Source organism: Tenacibaculum bernardetii, assembly GCF_029125915.1.
Classification (GTDB): Bacteria; Bacteroidota; Bacteroidia; order Flavobacteriales; family Flavobacteriaceae; genus Polaribacter; species Polaribacter bernardetii.
Genome location: NZ_JAQJCU010000012.1, coordinates 13,624 through 40,165, shown reverse-complemented (window position 1 = coordinate 40,165; position 26,542 = coordinate 13,624). Strand labels below are relative to the sequence as shown.

Annotated in this window: 25 protein-coding genes; 11 read left to right on the top strand and 14 right to left on the bottom strand. The window is 30.8% G+C overall.

Annotated elements, in window-relative coordinates; translation table 11 throughout:
• The 3 genes from P2G10_RS10455 to P2G10_RS10445 form a co-directional block, all read right to left on the bottom strand.
• A complete protein-coding gene (locus P2G10_RS10455) occupies positions 1-1,536 on the bottom strand; it encodes a M56 family metallopeptidase (RefSeq protein ID WP_275316509.1) in 1,536 nt (511 codons plus the stop codon).
• Positions 1,537-1,642: 106 nt separating this feature from the next.
• Positions 1,643-2,005: a BlaI/MecI/CopY family transcriptional regulator gene (locus P2G10_RS10450; protein WP_275316507.1), complete on the bottom strand. Its 363-nt coding sequence runs from the start codon at positions 2,003-2,005 to the stop codon at positions 1,643-1,645.
• 3 nt (positions 2,006-2,008) lie between these two features.
• Positions 2,009-2,926 (bottom strand): hypothetical protein, encoded by a 918-nt coding sequence (locus P2G10_RS10445; protein WP_275316505.1) that lies wholly within the window; start codon positions 2,924-2,926, stop codon positions 2,009-2,011.
• A gap of 436 nt (positions 2,927-3,362) precedes the next feature.
• On the opposite strand from P2G10_RS10445, the gene P2G10_RS10440 reads away from it, so the two are divergent.
• Entirely contained in the window at positions 3,363-3,863 is a 501-nt protein-coding gene (locus P2G10_RS10440) for a DUF456 domain-containing protein (protein WP_275316503.1), read from the top strand.
• 375 nt (positions 3,864-4,238) lie between these two features.
• Positions 4,239-5,936 (top strand): lysine--tRNA ligase, encoded by a 1,698-nt coding sequence (gene lysS, locus P2G10_RS10435; protein WP_275316502.1) that lies wholly within the window; start codon positions 4,239-4,241, stop codon positions 5,934-5,936.
• A 105-nt stretch (positions 5,937-6,041) separates the two neighbouring features.
• Here lysS and P2G10_RS10430 read toward each other — a convergent pair whose 3' ends face one another.
• Complete coding sequence (locus P2G10_RS10430) at positions 6,042-6,839, bottom strand: energy transducer TonB (protein WP_275316501.1); 798 nt, start codon at positions 6,837-6,839, stop codon at positions 6,042-6,044.
• A 131-nt stretch (positions 6,840-6,970) separates the two neighbouring features.
• On the opposite strand from P2G10_RS10430, the gene P2G10_RS10425 reads away from it, so the two are divergent.
• The gene (locus P2G10_RS10425; RefSeq protein WP_338056317.1) at positions 6,971-8,992 is read left to right on the top strand and encodes a ComEC/Rec2 family competence protein; all 2,022 of its coding nucleotides are present in this window, start codon (positions 6,971-6,973) and stop codon (positions 8,990-8,992) included.
• 63 nt (positions 8,993-9,055) lie between these two features.
• Here P2G10_RS10425 and P2G10_RS10420 read toward each other — a convergent pair whose 3' ends face one another.
• The 4 genes from P2G10_RS10420 to P2G10_RS10405 all read right to left on the bottom strand — a co-directional run bounded on the left by P2G10_RS10420 (position 9,056) and on the right by P2G10_RS10405 (position 14,892).
• Positions 9,056-9,574 (bottom strand): thioredoxin family protein, encoded by a 519-nt coding sequence (locus P2G10_RS10420; protein ID WP_275316499.1) that lies wholly within the window; start codon positions 9,572-9,574, stop codon positions 9,056-9,058.
• A 105-nt stretch (positions 9,575-9,679) separates the two neighbouring features.
• Complete coding sequence (locus tag P2G10_RS10415; RefSeq protein ID WP_218772242.1) at positions 9,680-11,263, bottom strand: peptide MFS transporter; 1,584 nt, start codon at positions 11,261-11,263, stop codon at positions 9,680-9,682.
• 70 nt (positions 11,264-11,333) lie between these two features.
• The gene (locus tag P2G10_RS10410) at positions 11,334-12,737 is read right to left on the bottom strand and encodes a peptide MFS transporter (protein WP_218772241.1); all 1,404 of its coding nucleotides are present in this window, start codon (positions 12,735-12,737) and stop codon (positions 11,334-11,336) included.
• Between the two features lie 10 nt (positions 12,738-12,747).
• On the bottom strand, positions 12,748-14,892 hold the full coding sequence (locus P2G10_RS10405) for a S9 family peptidase (RefSeq protein ID WP_275316498.1): 2,145 nt from the start codon (positions 14,890-14,892) through the stop codon (positions 12,748-12,750).
• A gap of 142 nt (positions 14,893-15,034) precedes the next feature.
• On the opposite strand from P2G10_RS10405, the gene P2G10_RS10400 reads away from it, so the two are divergent.
• The 3 genes from P2G10_RS10400 (at position 15,035) to P2G10_RS10390 (ending at position 18,635) form a co-directional block, all read left to right on the top strand.
• Entirely contained in the window at positions 15,035-16,306 is a 1,272-nt protein-coding gene (locus P2G10_RS10400) for a hydroxymethylglutaryl-CoA reductase, degradative (protein ID WP_275316497.1), read from the top strand.
• A gap of 85 nt (positions 16,307-16,391) precedes the next feature.
• A complete protein-coding gene (locus P2G10_RS10395) occupies positions 16,392-17,342 on the top strand; it encodes a GYDIA family GHMP kinase (RefSeq protein WP_218772238.1) in 951 nt (316 codons plus the stop codon).
• Between the two features lie 84 nt (positions 17,343-17,426).
• Complete coding sequence (locus P2G10_RS10390) at positions 17,427-18,635, top strand: BaiN/RdsA family NAD(P)/FAD-dependent oxidoreductase (protein ID WP_218772237.1); 1,209 nt, start codon at positions 17,427-17,429, stop codon at positions 18,633-18,635.
• A 77-nt stretch (positions 18,636-18,712) separates the two neighbouring features.
• Here P2G10_RS10390 and P2G10_RS10385 read toward each other — a convergent pair whose 3' ends face one another.
• The 6 genes from P2G10_RS10385 to P2G10_RS10360 form a co-directional block, all read right to left on the bottom strand.
• Complete coding sequence (locus tag P2G10_RS10385; protein ID WP_218772236.1) at positions 18,713-19,159, bottom strand: KTSC domain-containing protein; 447 nt, start codon at positions 19,157-19,159, stop codon at positions 18,713-18,715.
• An 82-nt stretch (positions 19,160-19,241) separates the two neighbouring features.
• Complete coding sequence (locus P2G10_RS10380) at positions 19,242-19,826, bottom strand: hypothetical protein (protein ID WP_275316495.1); 585 nt, start codon at positions 19,824-19,826, stop codon at positions 19,242-19,244.
• 91 nt (positions 19,827-19,917) lie between these two features.
• Complete coding sequence (locus P2G10_RS10375; RefSeq protein ID WP_275316494.1) at positions 19,918-20,202, bottom strand: hypothetical protein; 285 nt, start codon at positions 20,200-20,202, stop codon at positions 19,918-19,920.
• A 22-nt stretch (positions 20,203-20,224) separates the two neighbouring features.
• On the bottom strand, positions 20,225-20,458 hold the full coding sequence (locus P2G10_RS10370; RefSeq protein WP_218772233.1) for a hypothetical protein: 234 nt from the start codon (positions 20,456-20,458) through the stop codon (positions 20,225-20,227).
• A 79-nt stretch (positions 20,459-20,537) separates the two neighbouring features.
• Entirely contained in the window at positions 20,538-21,584 is a 1,047-nt protein-coding gene (locus P2G10_RS10365; RefSeq protein ID WP_275316493.1) for a serine hydrolase domain-containing protein, read from the bottom strand.
• A gap of 12 nt (positions 21,585-21,596) precedes the next feature.
• Positions 21,597-21,962, bottom strand: a complete 366-nt coding sequence (locus tag P2G10_RS10360) for a MotA/TolQ/ExbB proton channel family protein (protein WP_275316492.1) — start codon at positions 21,960-21,962, stop codon at positions 21,597-21,599.
• Between the two features lie 211 nt (positions 21,963-22,173).
• On the opposite strand from P2G10_RS10360, the gene P2G10_RS10355 reads away from it, so the two are divergent.
• The 5 genes from P2G10_RS10355 to P2G10_RS10335 are packed head-to-tail and all read left to right on the top strand — an operon-like array spanning position 22,174 to position 26,537.
• Complete coding sequence (locus tag P2G10_RS10355) at positions 22,174-23,232, top strand: sensor histidine kinase (RefSeq protein ID WP_275316490.1); 1,059 nt, start codon at positions 22,174-22,176, stop codon at positions 23,230-23,232.
• Complete coding sequence (locus P2G10_RS10350; protein ID WP_275316489.1) at positions 23,225-23,932, top strand: LytR/AlgR family response regulator transcription factor; 708 nt, start codon at positions 23,225-23,227, stop codon at positions 23,930-23,932. The genes P2G10_RS10355 and P2G10_RS10350 overlap by 8 nt, the downstream gene beginning before the upstream one ends.
• A gap of 34 nt (positions 23,933-23,966) precedes the next feature.
• Positions 23,967-25,046 carry a diphosphomevalonate decarboxylase gene (locus P2G10_RS10345; RefSeq protein ID WP_218772228.1) on the top strand — a complete coding sequence of 360 codons (1,080 nt, stop codon included), beginning with the start codon at positions 23,967-23,969 and terminating at the stop codon, positions 25,044-25,046.
• Between the two features lie 19 nt (positions 25,047-25,065).
• Positions 25,066-25,560, top strand: a complete 495-nt coding sequence (locus P2G10_RS10340) for a toxin-antitoxin system YwqK family antitoxin (protein WP_275316487.1) — start codon at positions 25,066-25,068, stop codon at positions 25,558-25,560.
• A 50-nt stretch (positions 25,561-25,610) separates the two neighbouring features.
• On the top strand, positions 25,611-26,537 hold the full coding sequence (locus P2G10_RS10335; RefSeq protein ID WP_275316486.1) for a mevalonate kinase family protein: 927 nt from the start codon (positions 25,611-25,613) through the stop codon (positions 26,535-26,537).
• Positions 26,538-26,542: the final 5 nt, after the last annotated feature.

Here is a 26,542-nt window from a genome sequence, read left to right as displayed (position 1 = left end):
TTATTCTATCACAAATGTTATTGGCAATGTATAACCAACTCTTACTTTTTCACCTCTTTGTTCTCCTGGCTTCATTTGTGGTAGCTTTTTAATCATTTCCATTGCAGCTTCTTTTAACTTCGGATGTGGTGCACGTGCATTTACATCTGTAATACTCCCGTCTTTATCTATTTTAAACTGTACATAAATTCTTTTTTTTCCTGATTTCAACCCTAAGGTATTTGCTAATTTGACATCAAAATTTTCTCTTACAAATTTCATCATGCTTTTATTCAAACAACTTTTATCTCCTTCTTCACAACCAGGAAAAGTTGGTGCTTTTTCGATGATTGAAAACGGAACGTCTTCGCCGTATTCTTTAGTTTCTGTTATTTTCTTAACTTTATATATATCTGTTATATTAACAATTGTTTTTCTTCCTTTTTCGTTGATGAATATTTTCGTTGTTGTTACATCAGAAAACTTACTATCCATATTTTCAATCTTAGATAAATATGCATCGTATTCTTCTTTTTCGTACGATTTTAAATTTTTATATTTCACTTCTTCCCAATTAGGAGTTTCAAAAGCCATCATCATATCAAAATAAGATTCTTTTTCTAAGGTTTTAAACTCTTTTACCCCATCCTTAGACTGTAAATATAAAGTTGATTTTCCTTTGACTATAACTTCCTCTTCAGTAGTCTCATTCTCACTGCACGCCGTATACAACAACATACTTGCCAATAACGGAATTAATAATAAATACTTTAATTGCTTTACTTGTTTTGATTTTCCTTTTGTCATCATAATAACTCTTTTTTTAATTAATGAATGTTTGTAAAATTGATTTACGAATGAGATGTTTTCTACCTGAAAAATATCAGATAATAAATTGTTGATGTAGTTTTCTTTTTCGGTTGATTTCGTTACTACATCGTCTGAAATATATTCGTGTACCAACGATATACGGTTTTGATACACATACACCATCGGATTAAACCACATGAATATTCTTAAAAACTCGAAAAACAATAAATCTAAGGTGTGTTTTTGCGAACTATGCACTAATTCGTGTTCAATGATCTTTTCTTGTTTCGCTGCCGGAATTCCTTTTCCCAAAAAGATATAATTAAAAAACGAAAATGCTTTGGCGTTTTTAGGCAACAACACTAATTTGTATGCCTGTCTGTTTTCACTTCCGTATTTAAAAATTAAACGGACTATTCGCTGTAGTTTTATAATAAAAATTGTTAAAAAAAGTAAACTCCCCGCTATAAATAAAACATCTAAATAATTTATAGCTTGATACCAAGCTGCTTTTTCTAATACACTTTGTGGAGACAAAACTACTTCGGGTAATAAAATGGTGTATTCTAACTGAACTACTTTTTGTATGGTTGGTATTTTAAAAAGCGGTAATAAAAATGAAATAACCGATGTACTTAATAAATACCACCTGTTTTTGGTAAAAAAAGTTTCTTTACTTAAAAAGAAATCATAAACGGCAACAAACAATGTCTGAAATAAGATGACTTGAATTATATAATTTATCATGGCTTTTTGTTTTATGTTATAACTTCGAGTTTTATTGATAGAAATAAACTTGTAAAATGTTCTCGATACAAATTTTTTATGTTTCAAAATTTACTCGAACTGACAGTTATTTTTTGTTTTTATTAGCTTCTTTTAAAATACTTTCAAGCTCGTTAATGTTCATTTCGTTTTCTTTCATAAAAAACGACACCATACTTTTAAATGACCCTCCAAAATAACCGTCCATTAACTTATGTAAACTTTGGTTGCTATAAGACGATTTTTCTATTAACGGATAATACACATACCCTCTACCTTTTGTTTTATGCCCTACAAACTCTTTGGTTTCTAAAATTCTTATAATTGTAGAAACCGTATTGTATGCCGGTTTCGGCATCGGTAATTCTTCTATCACACTTTTTACGGATGCTTCTTGCAATTGCCATAAAACTTGCATTATCTGTTCTTCTGCTTTTGTTAATTGTTTCATCTGTTAGTTTTTACTTAACCAGAATACTAAATTTCTGATAAATTCTAAATTATTGGGTGCACTTTCCGCATGGAATCCAAACTTATAAGTCCCCGTATTATTTGTTATTGTCTGAGCCGTAAACATTGCTGCTTCGCCAAAAACTGCTATTTTTCCTTTTCCGTATGTTAAAATTGCGCCTTGGTATTTGTCTTTTAAACCGTATCTTGGAGTTTCATCATTAAACTGCCAAGCAATTGCTGGCGCTAAACAATAATCATCTTTTTTGAATTTTAGAATTCCTTTTGCTGAATTCGGAATTGTAAAAGCCGAGCCTGTAAAAGTTGTTATCGCATTTATTTTTTCACCTAAAGTTCCGTTTGTAATTTCTGAGCTGACCAATCGCTCGTTATCTTCCGAAAAAACATCCGGTAAGTTTCTTTCTTCTTTTTGTAAATAAGCAAAACCATCGCAAAAATTAAAACCAAAAGCATTTGCTAAATTGTTTGCTGCTCCGGCAAAAGGCATGTGATCTGCAATTAATAATAAGCTACCTCCTTTTTGAACCCAACTTTGTATATATTTAATTTCGTTTTTCGCAAACGCTGTATGAATTGGCTGTCTCCAATTCCTAACATTTTTTTGATGTATCGGATTGGAAATCACCAAAATATCATTGCTCTTTAATATTTTTAAATTGATGATGCTATCTACTTTATAACCATCAGCAGTTAATAAATCAGCAAAAGGTTTGAATCTACCTTCTTTTTGATGAAAATTCTGATGCGTTTGATCTATATATATTGTAGGGCCAGCTGATTTTACAAACCTTGGATTATTAATTTTCGGCACATCAATATTAGCTGCTCTTTGTTGTGAAAAACAAAAACTTGTTAAAAAAATCATTAAGAAAATTACATTATGCTGCCCTATTATTTTCATTTTACAACGTTTAACTTTTCAAATATAACTAAAAAATTAGTTTAAACTAATTTTTTAGTTATAAATATATGTAACAAACAATTATTGTATTCGTCTTATAGTGTGTAAGTAAGGGTTGATGTTTATTCTATAATGAACTTTCATAATAAATGACACACATTGTGCATTATGATAAAATGCTGTCAATTCGAGTGAATTTTACAATTGGAATGAGTCAAATTTGTATCGAGAATATCAATTTTACTTCGCTAACTTGTTCTCGATACAATTTTATACCGTTATCACTTTATAAAACCACTCGAACTGACATTTTAAAAACGGCTATAAATCAAAATACATAATGCGCTAAATAGCGTATTATAATAGGAAGCTAAAAAAGTTTAAATTAACACAAGCTGAATTAGCACTAATTAGAGACAATGAAAAAAATTAAACTATGGATATATTTCTAGCCATTCTCGGCTTCTGTTTTGTGTGTTTAGGAATTATAGGTTCTTTTTTACCGGTATTGCCAGGGCCAATTACAAGTTGGCTTGGCTTGTTGTTATTACATTTAACAAATGCTGTTCCGCAAAACTGGCCTTTCCTTGGAATTACCTTAGCGATTGCTATTATTATTTTTATTCTTGATTATTTTATTCCTGCCATGGGGACAAAACGCTTTGGAGGAACTAAATACGGAGTGTACGGAACTACGATCGGACTTATTATAGGTTTGCTGTCTCCTATTCCTTTCGGAATTATAATTGGTGCTTTTTTCGGTGCGCTTATTGGTGAGTTACTTTTTGATAGCAAAGATATCAACAGAGCTATTAAAGCTTCGGTCGGTGCCTTATTGGGTTTTCTTACCTCTGCTACTATTAAATTCTCAATCGCTTTTGTTTATTTTATCTTGTTTTTTACGACACTTTGGGAATATAAAAGTTCATTTATATAATGCTTTATGCTTTATACTTAATAAATATACCTAGCCCCGATTGTAGTATTTGTTTGAGCTCCTCGCAGAGAGCGAGTGCGGAAAGCGGGAAATAGCTTCAAAAAAAAAGTAAAAACTTAAATTTAGGGCAAAAAAAAAGCAACCCATCTCAGGGAAGCTTTCCATTGGTTAACAAAACCATGACACTATTTAAAGTGCCTAACAACACAACTAAATGCTACCTTTAAAAAAAAGCAGCCTGCAAATATACAACCTTTTTTAACTCCACCAAACTTTTTTGATTTTTTTACAAAAAACACGAATTTGTTTAGCGTTGTTTAATTCTGCAATTGATTGTATCTTTGCGGCTTCATTAAAAATTATAAAATACAACCCATGCAGTTATCAGAACAAGAAGTTGTACGTAGAGAGAAGTTAGGAAAACTACGTGAATTAGGTATTAATCCGTACCCTGCTGATTTATTTCCATTAGATTCGAATTCGAAAGTTATTAAAAACGAGTTTGAAGAAGGAAAAAAGGTGGTAATTGCTGGTAGATTAATGAGTCGCCGTATTCAAGGTAAAGCATCGTTTGCTGAATTACAAGATAGCGAAGGTCGTATACAAGTTTATTTTAATCGCGACGAAATTTGTGCCGGAGAAGACAAAACTTTATACAACGAAGTATATAAAAAATTATTAGATATTGGTGATTTCATTGGTATTGAGGGTGAATTATTCACAACTCAAGTTGGTGAAAAAACAGTAATGGTAAAAGGGTTTAAATTATTAAGTAAATCTTTAAAACCATTGCCTTTACCAAAGGTTGATGCCGAAGGAAATACATTTGACGGATTTACAGATCCTGAGATGCGTTACCGTCAGCGTTATGCCGATTTAGTGGTGAACCCACACGTAAAAGAAGTTTTCGTAAAGCGTACGAAGTTATTTACTGCGATGCGTAACTTCTTTAACGACTCAGGTTATTTTGAAGTTGAAACTCCGATTTTACAACCAATTGCTGGTGGTGCTTCTGCAAGACCATTTGTTTCGCATCACAACGCATTAGACATTCCGTTATATATGCGAATTGCTAACGAATTATATCTTAAAAGGTTAATTGTTGGTGGTTTTGATGGTGTGTATGAGTTTTCTAAAAACTTTAGAAATGAAGGAATGGACAGAACTCATAATCCTGAATTTACAGCAATGGAAATTTATGTAGCCTACAAAGACTACAACTGGATGATGGATTTTACTGAAAAGTTATTAGAACATTGTGCTATTGCTGTAAACGGAACAACCGAAACAACTTTTGGAGAACATAAAGTTGATTTTAAAGCGCCGTATGCAAGAGTTACCATGGCAGATTCTATAAAACACTTTACTGGTTTTGATATTATCGGTAAATCTGAAAGTGAGCTTTTTGAAGCTGCTAAAGGAATGGGAATTGAGGTTGATGCAACCATGGGTAAAGGAAAATTAATTGATGAAATGTTTGGTGAAAAATGTGAAGGAAACTACATTCAGCCAACTTTTATTACTGATTATCCGAAGGAAATGTCTCCTTTATGTAAAGAACACAGAGACAACCCTGAATTAACAGAACGTTTTGAATTAATGGTTTGTGGTAAAGAAATTGCAAATGCATATTCTGAATTAAACGATCCTATTGATCAGCGTGAGCGTTTTGAAGCGCAGCTTAAATTAGCTGAACGTGGTGATGATGAAGCAAGTGAATTTATAGATCATGATTTTTTACGTGCTTTAGAATACGGAATGCCTCCAACGTCTGGTTTAGGAATTGGAATGGACCGTTTGATTATGTATTTAACTAACAATGCATCGATACAAGAAGTGTTGTTTTTTCCTCAAATGAGACCTGAGAAAAAAGCGCCTTCTGTTGAATTAAACGAAGATGAAAAAGCAGTATTGGCTTTAATTGAAAAAGCTGAAAAGATGGCTTTGACTGATTTAAAAACACAATCGGGTTTATCTAATAAAAAATGGGACAAAACGATTAAAGGTTTAACCAAAAATAAATTAGCTAAAGTTGAAAAAACTGACGAAGGTTTATTTGTTGAAATAGCATAATACCTTTTTAAATATATTAAAAAAAGCAACCTTATTTAGGTTGCTTTTTTGGTTTATGATATTCATAAATAAGTTAAAATTATATATTATGACAATATATCTTAATTAACAACCTGTATCGCCAATTGTTAATTCAAATTTTTGTTGTACTGATTTTCCTTTACTGTTTTTCGCTGGTTTCCATTTTGGCATTTGCTCTAGCAATTGCTTAATTGCTTTATCAATTGATATGATACCTGAAGATTCTACAATATTTACATTAATTGCGTCTCCATTTTCATCAATCATAAAAGTAGCAGTAGCACTTTGTGTTTGATTAAACTTCCAATTCTTAATTTCTGTAGAACTGTTGTTTGTTAAATAAGATTCTAAAGCATTTTCTGCTCCTTTAAAACAAGCCGAGATATCTGGAACAATAGTTAGGGTCTTTTTTATTTCGCTTGTATTTAAAGAATTCTTAGCCGCGTTCTTGGTTTTATAAACAATTTTAATACGTATATCATCTCCAACTTTTGCATTTCTTAAAAGTGCTTGTTGTTTTGTATTTAAAACAATACTCTTGCATACTTCCTTAATCTCTTTGCTGTTCGTTACTCGGGTAATTTCTATGAATACATATTCTTCAATCCAACTAGTAGGATAATGTTCAAATACTGCTTTTAACGTTTTTACGTTACTTAATTCACCTTCTGTAATTGTTTTGTTATTCGCCCCTCTTACATAGTATGTCAGTTTTCTTACAGGTGCTGATTTTAAAATAGTGTTTTCAAAACCAGTAGAAATTGCTTCTGCAGATGCTACTGAAGTTATTTCTTTTTTTGTTTCCTTTTTGTTTACAAATCCGAGAACAACAAAACTTATTATCATTACTAAAATTGCGGCAACGGTTATTCTTGTTTTCATAATCTACTATTTTAAGATGCTATACCACAAATATCCGCTTGTATCTATAAGTTACTGAAAATGAATTGTAAAAAAAGTGTGAAAAGAAGTCAAAAACATAGCTAATTATTTTTTATTAACTTTAATGGGTTATGAAAAAGTTGTTACAATATTCTCCTTTCCATTTTTTAAGCTGTTTAATAATCGGAATTATTTTACAGTTTTACACGAATATATGGCGCTATGATTTCAACTTTTTAATCGTTTTTATGTTCATTTTTTTACTTCTATTATATCTATTAAATAGAAACAACAAACGTAAATTATTTTCTATTGCTACTCTTTTATTTTTTATTGTTGTTGGAATTTCAACTTCATTTATACACAACTCTAAAAATAATGCTAACTACTATCAACGTCATATTAATGGCAACTCAGGAGTAATCGTAAAAATTCATAAAGTTCTAAAATCAGGAAATTACAACCATAAATTTGTTGCTGATGTAATTCAGGTTGATACTAAAATAACAAGCGGAACCATTTTATTAAATCTAAGAAAAGATACCGCATCAATAGCTTTAAATATTGATGATCGTATTTTTATAAAAACAGAATTTAAAAACTTAACGGACCCTTTAAACCCACATCAATTTAATTACAAAGATTATTTAGCAAAACAATACATCTATCAACAAGTTTTTATCGATGTAAAACAATACAAAAAATTAGAAAAAGGAACTGTTTCTATTTACGGATTATCAGCTCAGTTCAGAAATAAGGTTCAAACTTCCTTAAAAAAACATTCTTTTAGTAAAGATGAACTTTCGGTGATTAACGCCTTGTTATTAGGGCAACGACAAGATATTTCTAAAAACCTTTTGGAAAGCTATATCAATGCCGGTGCCGTTCATATTTTAGCAATTTCAGGTTTGCATATAGGAATTATCTTACTCGTATTATCATCGTTATTTAAACCTTTAGAACGATTAAAACATGGCGTAATCATAAAAGCTGTTCTAATCGTTATCTTACTATGGATGTTTGCTTTTATAGCAGGTTTATCGGCTTCTGTCGTTAGAGCAGTAACTATGTTTACTTTTATTGCTGTTGGTGCCTCTTTTAAAAAGAAAAGAATCGTAGAATATTCGCTAATCAGTTCGATGTTTTTCTTATTATTAATTAAACCTTTATTTTTGTTTGATGTTGGATTTCAGTTGAGCTACCTCGCTGTTTTCGGAATTATTTGGGTACAACCCCTACTCTACAAATTATGGAAACCTAAAATTTGGTTGCTAGATAAAATATGGAGTTTACTTACAGTTTCTGTTGCTGCTCAAGTAGGAATATTACCTATTAGCTTGTATTATTTTCATCAATTTCCAGGGCTTTTTATAATATCAAACATCTTAATTATTCCGTTTTTAGGTGGGATTTTAATTGGCGGAATCTTAGTAATACTGCTTGCGTTGTTAAATTTACTTCCGCAGATTTTTGTTGATATTTACGGATTCGTTATTTCTTTAATGAATAAAATAGTTGATTGGGTTTCAAATCAAGAAGGGTTTCTATGGCAAGAAATATCGATGTCTTTTTACGAAATGTTTGGTTGGTATTTTATAATCGTATTTGCGTATCAATTCGTTATTATCAAAAAAACAACACAATTATTATTTTTACTTGCATCCATAGTGGTGCTACAAACTGTTTTCATTTTCGAAAAAAAGAATCGACATCAAAAGCAAGAAATTATAGTTTTTAATAAAAGTAGGAAAAACATGTTAGGAATAAGAAACGGAAAACAATTACATGTTTTTCACAACTTGGATAATCTTAAAACAACTACTGATAAAGCAATTATAGATTATCGGATAAATGAGAATATAAATAGTTATTTTATCAATAAAACACCTAATTACTTTAAGTTTAATTCTGATAACATTTTAATAATTGATAGTTTAGGTGTTTATAATATTGCGATTAAAAATCCTATTGTACTACTACAACATTCCCCTAAAATTAACTTAACTCGATTGATAAAAACCTTAAAACCAAAGAAAATAATTGCTGATGGAAGTAATTACAGAAGTTATATAAATAGATGGAAATTGACTTGTAAAAAACAAAAAACTCCGTTTCACCACACAGGGCAAAACGGAGCTTATATATTAAAATAAATAATTTATTAGAACAACTATAAGCAGATTGCATCGTTCCTCACAATGACAAACTATTATTGTTTAGATTGAACCTTTAAAGTTCTTTGAGAACTTTGCCCATTTAGTATTCTTGTAATTATCTTTTGCAAAATAGGCTAAAACCATTTCGAATTTCTTTTCATCTAAATACCCAGGAACTGTTTGAATTAATTGTTCTTCTGCGCTAAAAAAAGCGGTAGAAGGGTAACTCATTTTCCCTTTCATAATTGTTGCAGCTAATTCATGATATTTACTTCTTCCTTGCTGAACAAACTTATATGTTTTTCCTTTAAAACTGATATCTTCTTTACCTTCACCATCCATTTTTACAGCATAAAAGTTGTCATTTATAAACTTTACAATTACATCATTTTTGTAAGTGGTTTTATCCATTTTTTTACACCAACCACACCAATCTGTATACAAATCGACTAAAATAGGTTTTGGTGTTTCTTTGTTTTTTTCTATCGCTTCTTCAAAAGTTAACCAATTAACTTCTTGTTGTGCTTTTACACCAACTGAAATAAATGCGAATACGGCTACTAAAATTAATTTCTTCATGTTTGTTAGGTCTCAATAAGTATTCCAAATTTACAAAAAAACCTGTCAATTATTAATAATTGACAGGCTGTAAAGTTTTTTTAACTTTTCTATAAGAGTTTAATACTACTTAACTCCGTGCATTAATTTTTTAACCAATGGTGTTAGGCTCATTAAAATAAACCCGGCAAGAACTGGTACAATCGTAAATATTAAAAAGAATGTACTCATATCATAAGCTGTAGTAATTTTATCAATCATACCCCCCATTAATCCTGCAGCTTTATTACCCATACCTATTGCAATATACCAAAGTCCGAACATTACACCAATTGTAGATGCTGGAACCAGTTTAGAAACATATGATAAACCGACAGGTGACAAACATAATTCACCTAAAGTATGTAATAAATAAGCTAATATTAACCAAATCATACTTACCGAAGCTGTTTGCGCTCCTTGTGGAATTTCTGCAGAACCATAAGCTAACACTCCAAAACCTAACCCTAAAAGCACTAATCCCATTCCGAATTTCACAGTTGCATGTGGGTTAAATTTACTTTCCCATATTTTTGAAATTAATGGCGCAAAAGCAATGATATAAAATGAATTTAAAATAGAGAACCACGATGCTGGCACTTCTGTTTTAACATCACTAAATTGATTTTTCAACATCCAAATAACAACACACCAAATAATAGCAAAACTTGTACCTAAGAAAATATTAGATAATGCATATTTTTTAAAAGTTATTTTAAATAATTGAATTAAAACATATGTTATTATTAATAAAGGTATTACTGTTAATAATGTATTTGCAACTCTAAAGATATCAGCAGAACTTCCTTGTAAAACCCTATTTGTGTAATCACCTGCAAAAATAGTCATAGAACCACCTGCTTGTTCAAAAGCAGCCCAAAAGAAAATTGTAAAAAAGGCAAGAATACCTACAACAATATAACGATCTCTCTGAACATTTGCTGGTACTTTCTCTTCTACAATTGTTGTCTTTTCATCAACATTTTCAATGGCGTCATTATATTCAATTGTTTTAGATGGAGACAATCCTATGCTACCAAAAATTCCTTGAGCAAACCAAAACTGCAACATTCCTAAAAACATAAATATACCTGCTAATCCGAATCCATAATGCCATCCTGCTGTTTCACCAACATAACCACAAAGTAAAATACCAACAAAAGCACCCGCGTTTACTCCCATATAGAATATCGTAAAAGCGCCATCTTTTTTATCTTGGGCATTTTTATAAACACCATTAATAATAGATGTAATATTCGGTTTAAACAAACCATTTCCTGCTACTAACAAACCAATACCTAAATACAAACTCCAAGGTGTATTTAAAGCCATAGCTGCGTGTCCAAATGTCATTATAAATGCACCGATTGCTACCGAAAATCGATATCCTAAAAACTTATCCGCTAAATACCCTCCAATAATTGGAGAAAAGTAAACTAGCATTGTATATGTTCCGTATAAACCTAATGCATCTTCTCTTGACCATCCCCAACCAGGATTATCTCCTGTAACTGCAGAAGTTAAAAACAATACTAAGATTGCTCTCATTCCGTAATAAGAAAAACGTTCCCACATTTCAGTAAAGAAAAGAACAAATAAACCTGATGGGTGTCCCATCAGTAACTTACGGTTCATTTCTGAACCTTCAAATCTAACAGTGTTTGTACTCATATTTTTGTTATATAATTTATGAATAAAAAAACCTTGCAATAGTAAATATTACAAGGTTTTGTTTTTATTTTTAGTTATTCTCCGCTAATTCAAATCCTTCAGCTTCATTCTTAGAGTGATCTTTAATGTCTTCAGCTCCATGTGTTAATCGTTTTAGAGGTTTTAATATTAAAATAATCAATGCTCCAAAAATAGTACAGAAAACTGCAATTCCTGTAAACACCTGAAATTCACCTGCGCCTTCAGACATGGCTCCAACCATTCCTGCTACTTTATTTCCTAATCCTGTAGCTGCAAAGTAAGCCCCCATCATAAAAGATGCATATTTTACTGGTGCTAACTTTGTAATAAATGATAAAGCTACTGGCGAAGCACATAACTCACCAATTGTGTGAAATAAATATGCCAACACTAACCATATCATTGCTGATTTTTCAATTACTTTATCTCCATCCATAACAACTTCTGTACTAGCTTTACTCATAAAGAAAAAACCAAAAGCCATAATAATTACACCGATAGCCATTTTAAATAATGATGAAGATTCTTTTCCTTTTCTCCCCCATTTATGCCAAAATGCTCCAACTGCTGTACCAAATACAATGATAAAAAAAGCATTAATTGATTGGAATGTAGCTGCTGGAACTTCATAACCAATAAAAGCAAGTAATCTATCTGTTTTTTGCTCAGTATATAAACTCATTAATCCACCAGCTTGCTCAAAAGCTCCCCAGAAAACAATAATAATTAAGAATGATAAAAACATTACCAACATTCTGTCTTTTTCAACTGCATTTAATGGTTTGTTCATTAATTCTTTATTAGGAGAGTCTTGTTGACCAATAAAATCACCAACTCCTTCTAAATATTTTAAACCGTACATGTATACAACTTGTCCTAAAGCCATACCGATACCAGCAAGACCAAAACCATAATGCCATCCATATTCTGCTGCAACGATACCAACTGCTAAAGCTCCTAAAAAAGCTCCTAAGTTAATTCCTATATAAAACACATAAAAACCTTTATCTCTTCTATCATCTCCTTTTGAGTATAATCCACCAACCATTGTAGAAATATTTGGCTTTAAGAACCCAACACCTATCACAATAAACAATAACCCCGTAAAGAATGCCCATTGAGCATCAACTGCAAGAATACCATGACCTATACATAATAGAATACCTCCTAACATTACGGCTTTTTTCTGACCAATGTATTTATCTGCAATCCAACCACCAGGTATTGATGTTAAATAAACAAGCATCGTATATGTACCGTAGAAAGATATTGTTTCTGCGTTTGTCCATCCAAAACCTGACTGCGGACTCCCTAATAATATAGGAGCCGCTAAATACAATGTTAAGATGGCTCTCATACCGTAATATGAAAAACGCTCCCACATTTCTACAAAAAATAATACATATAGTCCTTTAGGATGTCCCAAGAAATCTTCTTGTTTAACTGTGTTCATATTTTATATTTTATAAGTTATTTTTAATAAAATTCGTCATTTTCGTATACAAGTGTATACGTGTATTACCACCGTAAATTCCGTGATTTTTATCAGGATACATTCCCCATTCGAATTGCTTATTGGCTTGTATTAAAGCTTCTGCCATTCTAAATGCATTTTGTACATGTACATTATCATCAGCTGTACCATGAATTAACAAGTACTTTCCTTTTAATAACTCTGGGTAATTTAATGGAGAGTTCTCATCAAAACCTGTAGGATTCTCTTCAGGTGTTTGCATGTAACGCTCAGTATAAATACTATCGTAAAAACGCCAAGTAGTTACAGGAGCAACCGCTATTGCTGCCGCAAATACATCGTTTCCTTTTAAAATACAGTTAGTACTCATAAAACCACCGTAAGACCAACCCCAAATTCCTATTCTATTTGCATCTACATATGATAAGTTTGCTAATTCTTTAGCGACTGCTATTTGATCTTCAACTTCATATTTACCTAATTGCTTTTGAGTGATTTTTTTAAAATCTCTACCCTTTAAACCTGTTCCTCTACCATCAACACAAACAATCATGTAACCGTTTTGAGCTAACATTTGGTGCCAATAATCGTTAGATCCGTTCCAAGTATTTGACACATTTTGAGATCCTGGCCCAGAATATTGATACATTAATACTGGATATTTTTTATTTGAATCGAAATTAACAGGCTTTATTGTATACATATTTAAGTCGTTTCCGTTTATATTAATGGTAGAAAACTCTTTTTTACTTAAATTATATCCTGCAATAACTTCTTTTAAAGCTGCATTGTCTTTTACTATTTTTAATACTTTACCCGTATCGTTTCTTAAAGAATATACATTTGGCGTATTCGCATCAGAAAATGTATTTATAAAATAATGCATGTTCTTACTAAACGATGCGCTATTTGTTCCTGAAGGATTACTTATTATATTTTTATTCTCACCCGTTAAAGAAACACTATAAACACCTCTATTTATAGATCCGTTTTCTACTGATTGATAGTAAATTGTTTTTTTATCAGCATCAAAACCATAATAAGAAGTTACCTCCCAGTTTCCTTTTGTTACCTGATTTATTAATTCACCTTTATTATTGTAGTGATAGATATGATTAAACCCGTCTTTTTCACTCGTCCAGATAAAACTATTATCATTTAAAAATGTTAAATCGTCCGTTACATCCACATAAGCTTCATCCGTTTCTGTTAATATTAATGTAGTATCATATGTTTTAGCATCAATAAAATACATTTTCAAATCATTTTGATGACGATTTAAAGTACGTACCGCTAAAATGTTACCATCTTTTGTCCAATTAATTCTAGGGATGTATTCATACTCTCCGAAAATAATTTTAGCTGTTCCGTTAGTATCTAAAGAATACACATGTAAGGTAACTTTAGCGTTATCTTCTCCTGCCTTTGGATATTTAAAAACATCTTGAGTTGGGTATTTTCCTTTACCATAAACATCCATAGAAAATGTTTTTACAGCACTTTCATCAAAACGTAAAAAAGCTAGATTGCTTCCGTCAGCACTCCATTCAAAAGCACGTACAAATCCAAACTCTTCTTCGTAAACCCAGTCGGTAATACCATTTATAATTTTATTTTTCTCACCGTCTTTTGTTATTTGAACAATTGTATTGCTAGAAAAATCTCTAATAAATAAGTTATTGTCTTTTGCATAGGCAACTCTTTTGCTATCTGGCGAAAAAGTTGGTCGCTGAATATCTTCCCCAATTAACTTTAATGTTTTTGAAGCGATATCATATACATAAAATGTACCTAAGAAAGAACGACGGAATATTGGTTTGAAGTTTGTTCCTAAAATCAACTTCGTTTCATCACTATTAAAACTATATGATCTAAATGTATTTAAGCCATTTAAATCTTTACTATTAACAATTGTTTCAACTTTTTCTAAAGTTTTATAATTGTATTTATCTACCGACGAATTTCCGTTTTCGTAATTTAATAAAGAATAAAAATCACCATTCATTGAGTTTAATGAATTCATGTAATCGGCTCTAAATGTGCCTTTTTTCCAAATATCTTCTAAAGAAATATCTTTTTTCTGTGCTTGTAACAGCGAAGATAATCCTATGAAAAGCAGTAATATTTTTTTCATCTTAAGTTGTTGTTTATCTAAAAAGTTTGCCAAGTTTACGGAAAAATCGCCATAAAACACATCAAAAAAGTTAGAAATACTAAATATGAAAGCTATTTTAACAAGATTCATTTATCTTTGAGCCACCTAAATTTTATAGACAATGTCTAAAATTATTACTGGATTTTCTAAACTTACTAAAGAGGAAAAAATAAATTGGTTGGCTAAAACTTATTTTAACAACCAACCAGAAATTACACAAACACTAAAACAGTATTGGAATGTAGATGAAAAATTACAACAACTACATGACGATTTTATAGAAAATACGCTTTCTAATTTTTACATGCCGTATGGTATTGCGCCTAACTTTGTAATAAACAATCGCGATTATGTAGTACCGATGGTTATTGAAGAAAGTTCGGTTGTTGCAGCAGCTTCGTTAGTTGCAAAATATTGGAGTACGCGCGGTGGTTTTAAAACTGAAGTTATTGCTACCACCAAAATCGGACAAGTACATTTTATGTATGAAGGTGATAAGACGGAATTAGAAAACTATTTTGATCAACAAAAATCTAAATTATACGACGCAACAGCTTCCATTACAAAAAACATGGAAAAACGCGGTGGAGGTATTTTAGACATTCAATTAGTTGATAAAACTAATAAACTTGCAAATTACTACCAGTTACATGTTACTTTTGAAACAAAAGATAGCATGGGCGCGAATTTTATTAATTCGTGTTTAGAATCAATGGCTAATCAGTTTAGACGTGATGATATTGAAATCGTAATGAGCATCCTTTCTAACTACGTTACAGATTGTGTGGTTAAAGCAGAAGTGAGCTGTAAAATAGAAGATTTAGGAGGTAAAGACCCTCATAAATTTGCACAGAAATTCGAGCAAGCGGTAAAAATAGCCGAAATAGAACCTTACCGAGCCGTTACGCACAACAAAGGAATTATGAACGGTATAGACGCCGTTGTTTTAGCTACCGGTAATGACTTTAGAGCGATTGAAGCTGGTGCACATGCCTACGCTTCTAAAGACGGACAGTATAAAAGTTTAACACATTGTGAAATTAAAGAAGGCATTTTTAAATTTTGGATTGAAATTCCTTTAGCACTCGGAACCGTTGGTGGTTTAACAGCTTTACATCCGATGGCAAAATTATCGTTAGATATGATGCAAAAACCATCTGCAAGAGAATTAATGCAAATTATTGCTGCTGCTGGTTTAGCTCAGAATTTCGCTGCATTACGCGCTTTAACAACTAAAGGAATTCAGCATGGGCACATGAAAATGCACTTGCAAAATATTTTAAATCAATTAGAAGCAACTGCTGAAGAAAGAGATACTATAACTGCTTATTTTGATAAAAGAACCGTTTCTCATAGCGCTGTAGTTGATAAATTTAAAGAGTTAAGAAAATAGTATTAATTGTCTCCTCGAGCGCAGTCGAGAGGTCAGATTACAAACATTAAAAGAGGTCTCGACTGCGCTCGACCTGACAATTGTATTGGGAAAATATTATTCTAACGGAAAATTATTATTAACAGGTGAATATGTAGTTCTTGACGGAGCAACATCTTTAGCGGTGCCTACTAAGTTTGGTCAAGATTTAATTATCGAACCGATAAAAGAATCACAACTTATTTGGGCTAGCTTTACTAATACAGGCGAATGCTGGTTTGAAGCTACTTTCGATTTACCAAAGTTGCGTTTAACCTCAGCTACTTTTAATGCTGATAAACAAGGAAATGCGGAAGTTATTGCAGAAACCTTATCTGATATTTTACATGAGGCTAAAAAGTTAAACCCTAATTTTTTAAATTCTGATGGCGGATTTATGGTAAAAACGAACTTAACTTTCCCTCAAAACTGGGGATTAGGAAGCTCATCTACATTGATAAACAACATTGCTAATTGGGCAAATGTGAATCCGTTTACCTTATTATGGAATGCCTTTTCTGGTAGTGGGTATGATATTGCTTGCGCTAGTAATAACAACCCTATCTTATATCAATTAAAAAAGAACCTCTCGACTGCGCTCGAGATGACACCTATTGTTAGTGAGGTAAAATTCAACCCCGATTTTAAAGATGAGTTGTTTTTTGTGTATTTAAATCAGAAGCAAAATAGCAGAGAAGGAATCGCACAATATAAAGAACATCGAGAAGAAGCTAAAAAGCTAATTCCGGAAATAAATGAGCTAACTCAAGAGTTTTTAAAGGCTAATTCTTCTAAGAGTTTAGCTAAAATAATAATTGAGCATGAGCAAATAATTAGCTCAATTATTAAACAAACTCCAGTTAAAAAACGTCTTTTTCCTGATTATTTCGGTGAAATAAAAAGTTTAGGTGCTTGGGGTGGCGATTTTGTTTTAGCTGCGGGTAATGAAAATACCTCAACATATTTTAAAGAAAAAGGCTACAATACAATTGTTCCTTACAAAGAAATGATTTTATAAATCAAAACAAGTCTCGACTGCGCTCGACCTGACAAGTTAATCTTAAAATGTCTCCTCGAGTGCAGTCGAGAGGTTTTTCTACAAATGAAAAAAGTAATTATAATTGGCGGTGGTGCAGCAGGTTTTTTCACGGCTATAAACGCTAAAGAAAATAATCCTGAATTAGACATTACCATTCTCGAAAAAGGAAAAGAAGTTTTGCAAAAAGTAAAAATTTCTGGTGGTGGTCGTTGTAACGTTACTCATGCTTGTTTTGAACCTAAGGAACTTGTAAAGTTTTATCCAAGAGGAGAAAAAGAATTACTAGGACCTTTTCATCAGTTTATGACTGGTGATACTTTTGAGTGGTTTGACGACAGAGGAATTCCTTTAAAAATTGAAAGTGATAATCGTGTTTTTCCTGAAGCAAACACCTCACAAGCCATTATAGATTGTTTTCAGAATGCTGTTGATAACCTTGGTATTACGGTGTTAAAAAATCACGGTGTAAATTCAGTTTATCAACAAGAAAACAAGTGGGTTATCAACACAAAAGAACAACAATTTGAGGCTAATTCTTTAGTTATCGCCGCGGGTAGTTCTAAGAAAGTTTGGGATTTATGTAAAACCTTAGACCATGCGATTATAGAACCTGTGCCTTCTTTGTTTACTTTTAATATAAAAGATAAACGAATTATCGATTTAGGCGGAATATCAGTGCCAAATGCCGGGGTAAAATTAGTGGGAACAAATCTAGAAAACTCAGGACCTTTATTAATTACGCATTGGGGATTAAGCGGACCCGCAATTTTAAAACTCTCTGCTTTTGGTGCACGAATTTTAGCTGATAAAAACTATCAATACAATGTTGAAGTAAATTGGTTAGGACAAGATTTTGATAGTGTTTTAGATGAATTATCTGATCTTAAAAACGCACAAGCCAGAAAACAAGTGAATTTAAAATCACCTTTTGCAGATATTCCTCGTCGTTTATGGGAACGTTTTGTTGCAGCTGCAGAAATTAAAACGGCTCAGAATTGGGGCGATTTAAGTAATAAACAATTAAATAATTTAGCTACTCAATTAACAAAAGGTTTATTTAATGCAAACGGTCGTACAACTTTTAAAGATGAATTTGTAACAGCTGGTGGTGTAGATTTAAAAGGAATAAACTTTAAGCGATTTGAAAGTAAGCTACATAAAAACCTCTTTTTTGTAGGTGAAGTTTTAAATATTGATGCCGTTACTGGCGGATTTAATTTTCAAAACGCGTGGACAGGCGGATATATTTGTGCGAAAAGCATTGCTGAATAACATTATTTCACACATAAAAAAGACCATTTACTAAACATAGTAAATGATCTTTTTTAATAATATCGTTTAATTTTATATTAAACTGTAGCTGACGCTTTCATTGATTTTCTGTAGGTAAAAGAATTAAAAATATTTCTTTTTCCGAAGTTATTTATCGATTTAGCGTTTAAAAATTTTAAGAACATTTTTTTAGTAACTCCAAAATACTCGTAGGTATTTCCATCAGTAAAAGTAACTTCTAACAACATGCTTTTATGTTGATAATCAGCTACTTTAAACTCAGTAATAGTGGTGTGATATGCTGCTGCATTTGCTTCTTTAGTTTCAGGAGCAATACTTACTAAAAAATGATAACCATCAATAATTTTAGTACTTACATCTTCTGCCTCTAACCTCTTTTCTTCTTCCTGAAATTTATCTGGGTGCCATTCTTTTACCAATCCTCGGTACGTTTTTTTCAAGTCCTTTAAATCGATAGCTCCTTCAACACTAAAAAGCTTTTTATATTCTTTAATACGTTTCATTTGTATGAAATAATTTAGCCCGCGAAATTACTTAAAATATCTGAATATGAGACAGAAAGCTACTTAAATTTCAAAAAAATATTTAATAGCTCATAACGGTACCAAAATACAATAACTGAAATGTCTTAACATCTAAAAGCAAACAGTTCATTGCCATCATAATGCCATAATTAGATTTATCATAAAAACGATATTCAAAATAATCTAATTCATTTTCATCAAAATCATAAAAAACATCATTTGTTTTAAAGTGGCCATTATAAAAATTATCAAGCTGAGATAATTTATGCACATTAATTTTAACGGCATGATTATATAAACTATCTATTTTAGTTTTTAACTTCATTCCTTTAAAACTTAAATCTTTGTCGTTTTTAAACAAGATGTTTTTATAAAAATCACGCGTTAGCATATCGTACAAAACTTGCTCGGTATTTACCTCTTTCTGAATTACTTCTATATATTTTGAAACATTGTTTGATAATCTATTAAACTCTGCAATTTTTATTTTTGTATTCTGAAACATTAAAGGTTTTGCCAATGCCTGTTTTTCAAAAAAAGAAGTTCTACCAGATATTAATTCGTTGTTTATTCGAATTGCTTCTGTTATTGATTTATGTGCTGTATATGTGGAGAATTTATGCTGTGAAAACCCAGCAAAAGACATTAAAAGTGTCGTAAAAAAAAGAAGACTACCTTTCATAACATTTTTTGTTTGAAAGATAGTCAATTTTATAACAGTTTTTTAAAAACAAAGATTATTCCTCTTCGTAACAATTAAAAACAATTGTGTAACCGTACTCAATTGCTTCTTCATAAAATTCTTTTTGATCTTCGTCAACATCATCTGCAGAATCTAAAGTAAAATATTCTTCTTCTATTTCTGATACTTTCCAACCTTCATCTTTTATGTAATGCTTTGCTAATTTAAGAGCTCCTTCGATATCTTTATAATCGATATATAAGCTTACATAAGCTCCTACAACTTCATTATAATGTTCTGACGATTTTTTTGGTTTTGCTAAAGCGTTTATTAAAAACATAATTTTATTTTATTTAAATTAATTAAGCTAATTCCCCTCTATGAGGCTTTAAAGCGTCTCTAAAAATTTTCATATCACTTTCATCTACTACAATAAAAGCAATGGTATGCATTGGGTTTAACTCTGTATGATTTACCTCATAATACGTTAAACTATCTATTTGTGCAAATTCTTTTAAATGAATACAATGGTGCTTTGCGGTTGCTAAGCCATCTGGACCTTTAAAGTCCCATATCAGTTTTATTTTTCTACTCATATCAATATGTATTTACAAACACAAAAATACCCATTTTTATGCTAAAAATGGGTATTAAAAAAAACTAACCAGAAAACGATTACTTCTTTTGATTGATGGTATATTTATACGATTTGAAAATTTGCATTAATTTTTGTGTTGATGAACCTGAAGATGCATTAAAAGTGAATGAAATAGTAATTTTTAATTCAGGAATATATGCTGCCATCGATCTAAAACCATCAATAGCGCCATCGTGCCCATAAACAACCATACCATTAAACTCATCTACAGAAATACCCATACCCATTTTTTCTTTTGGAGTTGTCATTAACTCTAAGCTTTTTTCTGACAACAGTTTACCTGTAAAAAGCGCATTATAAAAAACACTTACTTCGTTTGCGGTTGCTGTAATTCCGCCCGCTCCCATGGTTCCTAATAAATTTGTATGAAAAGTTATTGGATGCCATTTATTGTTTTCTGGGTAGTAACACATTGCTTCGTTGTTAGAAAAGTCAATATCTTTTCCGAAAGCTGTTTTTGATACTCCTATTTTTTCGGCGATTCTATTTTGAATAATATCTGCAAATGTTTCCTTATCTACATCTTCTGCTATATATGCTAATAAAATATAATTAGAATTAGAATACTCAGTTATAGAATTTGGCGTAAATAAGCTTTGATACTCTTTGATTTTCGCAATCACTTTTGCTCTATCTCGAGGTTCGCTAATCCAAACTTCAAAATTTTTATCAGTTGTTATATTAAAGATTCCGCTACGGTGATACAGCATATCAGAAATTGTAATATTCTCTGAATTAGGAATCACAGGGAAGAAATCTTTTAGTTTCGTATTTAAAGAAAGTTTACCTTCATCTACCAACTGTAATATAATTGTTGCCGTGTACGTTTTACTAATAGAGCCTATTCGGAATTTTGTTTCAGAATTGTTTTTTTTATTTAAATTGATATTTGAATAACCAATAGACTTTGTATAAAACTCTTTTCCTTCTTTAAAAACAGAAACAGTTCCCATTGCCTTTTTTTCTTTTTCTAGTGATGCTAAATAATCGTCTAAATTTTGATTTTTTGCGCAACTTAAAAAAGAACACACAACCACGATAGTAATTATAAACTTATTTTTCATACTATTATAATTTTAGTGTTTATTATTCTTTAATGTTAAACCGATAAGCCCCAACCTTGTTATTAAGAACACAAACATTCCAAAAACAGGAGAAAGTAAACCTATTTTTAAACCTCCTGCTAAAATAGGAGAAGTAATATCTCCATTTAAACTAGATATCGAATCAAATGCTTGAATCATTCCCAACATGAATCCTAAAAAACCATAAACTAATGCAAATAAACTTATGTGCTTAATTAGTAATACAACTTTTTCATTTTCAGCACTTTTTAAAAAGGCTTTTACAATTAAAGCAATACAGATAATTAGCATAAATAATAACGGATACATAAAAATAGCTCCGCCATCTTGTAATAAATTGATAATTAAAAAATTCATATTAGTAAGTTTTAAAGTTATTATGATTCAAAAATATCTTTAAAGCTTATACCTTTCTATTTATTTCGATAACTGCAAAGAAAAAAACCACAAACAACAAGTTTACAACAAGTTTTAGTAAAAACAGGTAAATTGGTATTCTACCTACAAATAAGCGGATTTTATCTCAAAAAAACACAAAACCACGTAAAAAAGTAGATATTGCAGCCGTATGAAAAAACGACTTTCTATACTTAAATTTATTATAGAAACAGCAATCCATCTTTTATTTTGGACAGCTGTATATTTATTTTATACTTATTTTTTAGGTTACGGAAGTGAAAATACAGCATACATAAATCGTTTTTCGTTGTTCTTAATGCCAATTACTATTGGTAGTAGTTATTTTTTTTATTTTTATTTAATTCCTAAGTATTTGCTTCTTAAAAAACAGCAATTATTTATTTTATACACTGCGTACACTTTTATAATTTCTTTCTTCTTTATTATTGTATCGATATTTTATGGTTTAGTTTTTTCTGACAATTTAAAAACAGGTGACTATACACCAATTACAAAAGGGCTTATATTTATAACTTTAGCAGTATATTTTATTTTTTTTGTAGCAATTAGTATTGGCTTAATTATCAATAATTACAAATCTGCATTAAAAAATGAAGACTTAAAAAACAAATTCTTAGCAACACAATTGCAATTAAAAGAACAAGAACTAAAGTTTTTAAAAATGCAAATTCACCCGCATTTCTTATTCAACACGCTTAATACTTTATATGGTTTTGCTTTAAAAAAATCTGATGAAGCTCCTGATATGATTTTAAAACTATCTAACTTATTAGATTATATTTTATATCAGGTAGAAAAACCTTTAGTGTTTTTGAATGATGAAGTTAATCATATTGATGATTATATTTCGTTAGAAAAAATGCGCTTTCAAGATAGTTTATTCGTGAGTTTTGATAAAGAAATACATCAAGAAAACATTCAAATTGCCCCGATGTTATTATTGCCATTTGTAGAGAATTCTTTTAAACATGGAGCACAAATAGATGGTGTTCTAAAAGTTGACATCAATTTAAAAACAACTCATAATTCACTCTTTTTTGAAATAAAAAATTCAACAAAAAACAATACGTCATCAAAAAAAGGAATCGGACTAGAAAATATAAAAAAACGATTAGAGATGCTATACGGGAAATCGTATCATTTAGATATTTCACAAACAAAAAACAGTTTTAGAGTTGAATTAAAAACGCCTTTAAAAAATGATTGATAAATTACGCTGTGTTATTGTTGATGATGAACCTATGGCTAGAGAAATAATAGCTTCATTCATTGAAAAAACACCAAACTTAGAGCTTATTAAAATGTGTAAAAATGCTGCTGAGGCAATTATTTTTATGCAAAATGAATCTGTAGATTTATATTTCTTAGATATTAATATGCCCGAAATTACAGGCATAAGTTTAGCAAAAATTATCAATAAAAAATCTAAAATAATTTTCACAACTGCTTATAGAGATTATGCCGTAGACGGATTTAATTTAAACGTGGTAGATTATTTATTAAAACCAATTGCTTTTGATCGTTTCTTACAAGCTACTCAAAAAGTGCTAGATATAAACACCCCTAAAATCATCGAAAAAACTAAAGAAATTAAGTCTGATTATATGTTTGTAAGAGCAGACAGAAAGATGGTTAAAATAAACTTTAGCGATGTTTTGTATATAGAAAGTCTAGGCGATTATGTAAAAATATTTACCGAAACAAACACAGTTGTTACGAGAGAAAGTATTAGTAATTTAGAATTAAAAATGCCTTTAAATAATTTTATTCGAATTCATAGATCGTACATCGTATCTACAAAGCAAATAACCTCTTATACAAACGAATTTATTGAGATTAGTAAAAAGGCAATTCCTATAAGCAGAAGCTACAAAGAATCCGTTTTACAAAAATTAGCAAAAGTGTAGTCTAAATTTTATCTTTACTGCAAAATTTAAACCTTTGAATACAGCACTTTTTATTTCAAAAGAATCAAATAAAACAATTGAAAAAGCTACATATACATGGCAAACACCAAGTAATATCGCTTTAGTAAAATATTGGGGAAAAAGCAATCCGCAAATTCCCAAAAATGCATCGATAAGTTTTACACTTAACAACTGCCATACAATTACTACGATTGAGTTTTTAAAAATTGAAAAATCAAGCGAAGCAAAATTCGAATTGTTTTTTGAAGGAAAAAAGAAGGATGATTTTAAACCAAAAATTGCTGAATTTTTTAAGCGAATAGAAAAATACTGCCCTTATATTTTAGAATATAAAATGGTGATTTCTTCAGAGAATTCTTTTCCTCACAGTAGCGGAATTGCCTCTTCTGCAAGCGGAATGAGTGCTATTGCAATGTGTTTATTAAACCTTGAAAAAGAATTAAATTCTGATTTAACAGACGAATTTATTAACAAAAAAGCTTCTTTTTTAGCCCGTTTAGGCTCTGGTAGTGCCAGTAGAAGTATTGAAGGTCCTTTGGTCGTTTGGGGAGAACACCCAGAAATTGAAGGAAGTTCAGATTTATTCGGAGTAAAATTTCCATATAAAATACACCCTATTTTCGAAAACTATTGCGATACTATTTTATTGGTTGATAAAGGAGAGAAACAAGTTTCATCTACAGTTGGTCATAACTTAATGCACAACCATCCGTATGCCGAACAACGCTTTACACAGGCAAACGAAAATTTATCTAAAATATCTACTATTCTTCAAAACGGAGACATAAAAGAGTTTATTAATTTAGTTGAAAGTGAAGCATTAACCTTGCATGCAATGATGCTTACAAGTAACCCGTATTTTATATTAATGAAGCCTAATACGTTAGAGGTGATTAATAAAATTTGGGAATACAGAGCGCAAAACAACAGTAATATTTGCTTTACTCTCGATGCAGGAGCAAATGTTCATGTACTATACCCAAACACCGAAAAGACTGAGGTAGAGTCTTTTATTAAAAACACCTTAGCTGTTTACTGCCAAAAAAATCAGTATATTTGTGATAACACGGGTTTTGGCGCAAAACCCAATTAACCTTAAAATCCCTATTATCATGAGAACATTCACACTACTAATAGTTATGTTTATTGGGTTTTTATCAACCACAGTAACAGCACAAAACACAATTTACCTTGATGGTAACTGGCAAGAAACATCAAAAGAAAATCACGAATATTATAGACCTGCTCCTAAAGCAATAAATGATGGATTTTGGATTGTTGATTATTACAAAAATGGTCAAGTTCAAATGGAAGGATACAGCACAAATAAACAACTTAACAAGGAAGTCTTTGACGGTTTAATAATGTATTACCATGCTAATGGCAAGCTTTTTCATAAAGCTAATTACGTAAGTGGTAAATTAGACGGTGACCGTAAAGTGTTTTACGAAACTGGCGAACTTAAAGAGCAAGGAAAATATACAAACGGACAAAGAGATGGTGTTTGGAAAACCTTTTATAAAAACGGAAAAATAGAAACAAAAGGAAAGTACCGCGACAATGAAAAAGTTGGCGTTTGGAAAACTTTTTACAAAAACGTATACTAGTTTGTAAACTAGTACTTTTACTTGTACTTTTGCTAAGCAATTAAAAATTTATGAAAGGACCTTTATTTTACGCAAAAATATTACTCTTCGGAGAATATGGAATCATAAAAGATTCTAAAGGACTAGCGATTCCTTTTAACTCATACAAAGGTGTGTTAAAGTCTGCTAGTAACTTAAGTGGTGAAGCTAAAAAATCGAATACTAATTTAATTAAGTTTTACACTTATTTAAATAGCTTGAATTCTGATTTAGTTTCTTTTGATTTGCTTTCATTTAAAAATGATATTGATAATGGTATGTACTTCGATTCATCTATACCACAAGGATATGGTGTAGGAAGCTCTGGTGCTTTAGTTGCTGCTATCTACGATCAATATGCAAATAATAAAATTACTGTTTTAGAAAACTTAACACGTGATAAACTGTTAATTTTAAAGCAAGTATTTTCTTTAATGGAATCATTTTTTCACGGAAAAAGTTCAGGACTAGACCCTTTAAATTCATATTTAAGTTTACCTATTTTAATCAACTCAAAAGAACATATAGAGCCTGCAGGGATTCCATCTCAAAAAGAAGGAAAAGGAGCTGTTTTCTTATTAGATTCTGAGCAAGTTGGTGAAACTGAACCAATGGTAAACATCTTTATGAATAAGATGAAAAACGAAGGATTCCGTAAAATGTTAAGCGAAGAATTTTCTTTACATACCGATGCTTGTATTGATGATTTCTTACAAGGTGATATAAAATCATTATTTGGTAACGTAAAAAAATTATCGAAAGTAGTTTTAACAAACTTCAAACCGATGATTCCTTCTGCTTTTCATAAGGTTTGGGAAAAAGGAATTCAAACTAACGAATACTACCTAAAACTTTGTGGTTCTGGTGGTGGTGGTTATATCTTAGGTTTTACTGAAGATTACGAAAAAGCACAAACAAGCTTAAAAGATTATAAATTAGAATTGGTATATAGATTTTAAAATAC

Coding starts and splice junctions, on each gene's coding strand:
- P2G10_RS10455 (WP_275316509.1), bottom strand. CDS start 1,536: ATGATAAATTATATAATTCAAGTCATCTTATTTCAGACATTGTTTGTT.
- P2G10_RS10450 (WP_275316507.1), bottom strand. CDS start 2,005: ATGAAACAATTAACAAAAGCAGAAGAACAGATAATGCAAGTTTTATGG.
- P2G10_RS10445 (WP_275316505.1), bottom strand. CDS start 2,926: ATGAAAATAATAGGGCAGCATAATGTAATTTTCTTAATGATTTTTTTA.
- P2G10_RS10440 (WP_275316503.1), top strand. CDS start 3,363: ATGGATATATTTCTAGCCATTCTCGGCTTCTGTTTTGTGTGTTTAGGA.
- lysS (WP_275316502.1), top strand. CDS start 4,239: ATGCAGTTATCAGAACAAGAAGTTGTACGTAGAGAGAAGTTAGGAAAA.
- P2G10_RS10430 (WP_275316501.1), bottom strand. CDS start 6,839: ATGAAAACAAGAATAACCGTTGCCGCAATTTTAGTAATGATAATAAGT.
- P2G10_RS10425 (WP_338056317.1), top strand. CDS start 6,971: ATGAAAAAGTTGTTACAATATTCTCCTTTCCATTTTTTAAGCTGTTTA.
- P2G10_RS10420 (WP_275316499.1), bottom strand. CDS start 9,574: ATGAAGAAATTAATTTTAGTAGCCGTATTCGCATTTATTTCAGTTGGT.
- P2G10_RS10415 (WP_218772242.1), bottom strand. CDS start 11,263: ATGAGTACAAACACTGTTAGATTTGAAGGTTCAGAAATGAACCGTAAG.
- P2G10_RS10410 (WP_218772241.1), bottom strand. CDS start 12,737: ATGAACACAGTTAAACAAGAAGATTTCTTGGGACATCCTAAAGGACTA.
- P2G10_RS10405 (WP_275316498.1), bottom strand. CDS start 14,892: ATGAAAAAAATATTACTGCTTTTCATAGGATTATCTTCGCTGTTACAA.
- P2G10_RS10400 (WP_275316497.1), top strand. CDS start 15,035: ATGTCTAAAATTATTACTGGATTTTCTAAACTTACTAAAGAGGAAAAA.
- P2G10_RS10390 (WP_218772237.1), top strand. CDS start 17,427: ATGAAAAAAGTAATTATAATTGGCGGTGGTGCAGCAGGTTTTTTCACG.
- P2G10_RS10385 (WP_218772236.1), bottom strand. CDS start 19,159: ATGAAACGTATTAAAGAATATAAAAAGCTTTTTAGTGTTGAAGGAGCT.
- P2G10_RS10380 (WP_275316495.1), bottom strand. CDS start 19,826: ATGTCTTTTGCTGGGTTTTCACAGCATAAATTCTCCACATATACAGCA.
- P2G10_RS10375 (WP_275316494.1), bottom strand. CDS start 20,202: ATGTTTTTAATAAACGCTTTAGCAAAACCAAAAAAATCGTCAGAACAT.
- P2G10_RS10370 (WP_218772233.1), bottom strand. CDS start 20,458: ATGAGTAGAAAAATAAAACTGATATGGGACTTTAAAGGTCCAGATGGC.
- P2G10_RS10365 (WP_275316493.1), bottom strand. CDS start 21,584: ATGAAAAATAAGTTTATAATTACTATCGTGGTTGTGTGTTCTTTTTTA.
- P2G10_RS10360 (WP_275316492.1), bottom strand. CDS start 21,962: ATGAATTTTTTAATTATCAATTTATTACAAGATGGCGGAGCTATTTTT.
- P2G10_RS10355 (WP_275316490.1), top strand. CDS start 22,174: ATGAAAAAACGACTTTCTATACTTAAATTTATTATAGAAACAGCAATC.
- P2G10_RS10350 (WP_275316489.1), top strand. CDS start 23,225: ATGATTGATAAATTACGCTGTGTTATTGTTGATGATGAACCTATGGCT.
- P2G10_RS10340 (WP_275316487.1), top strand. CDS start 25,066: ATGAGAACATTCACACTACTAATAGTTATGTTTATTGGGTTTTTATCA.
- P2G10_RS10335 (WP_275316486.1), top strand. CDS start 25,611: ATGAAAGGACCTTTATTTTACGCAAAAATATTACTCTTCGGAGAATAT.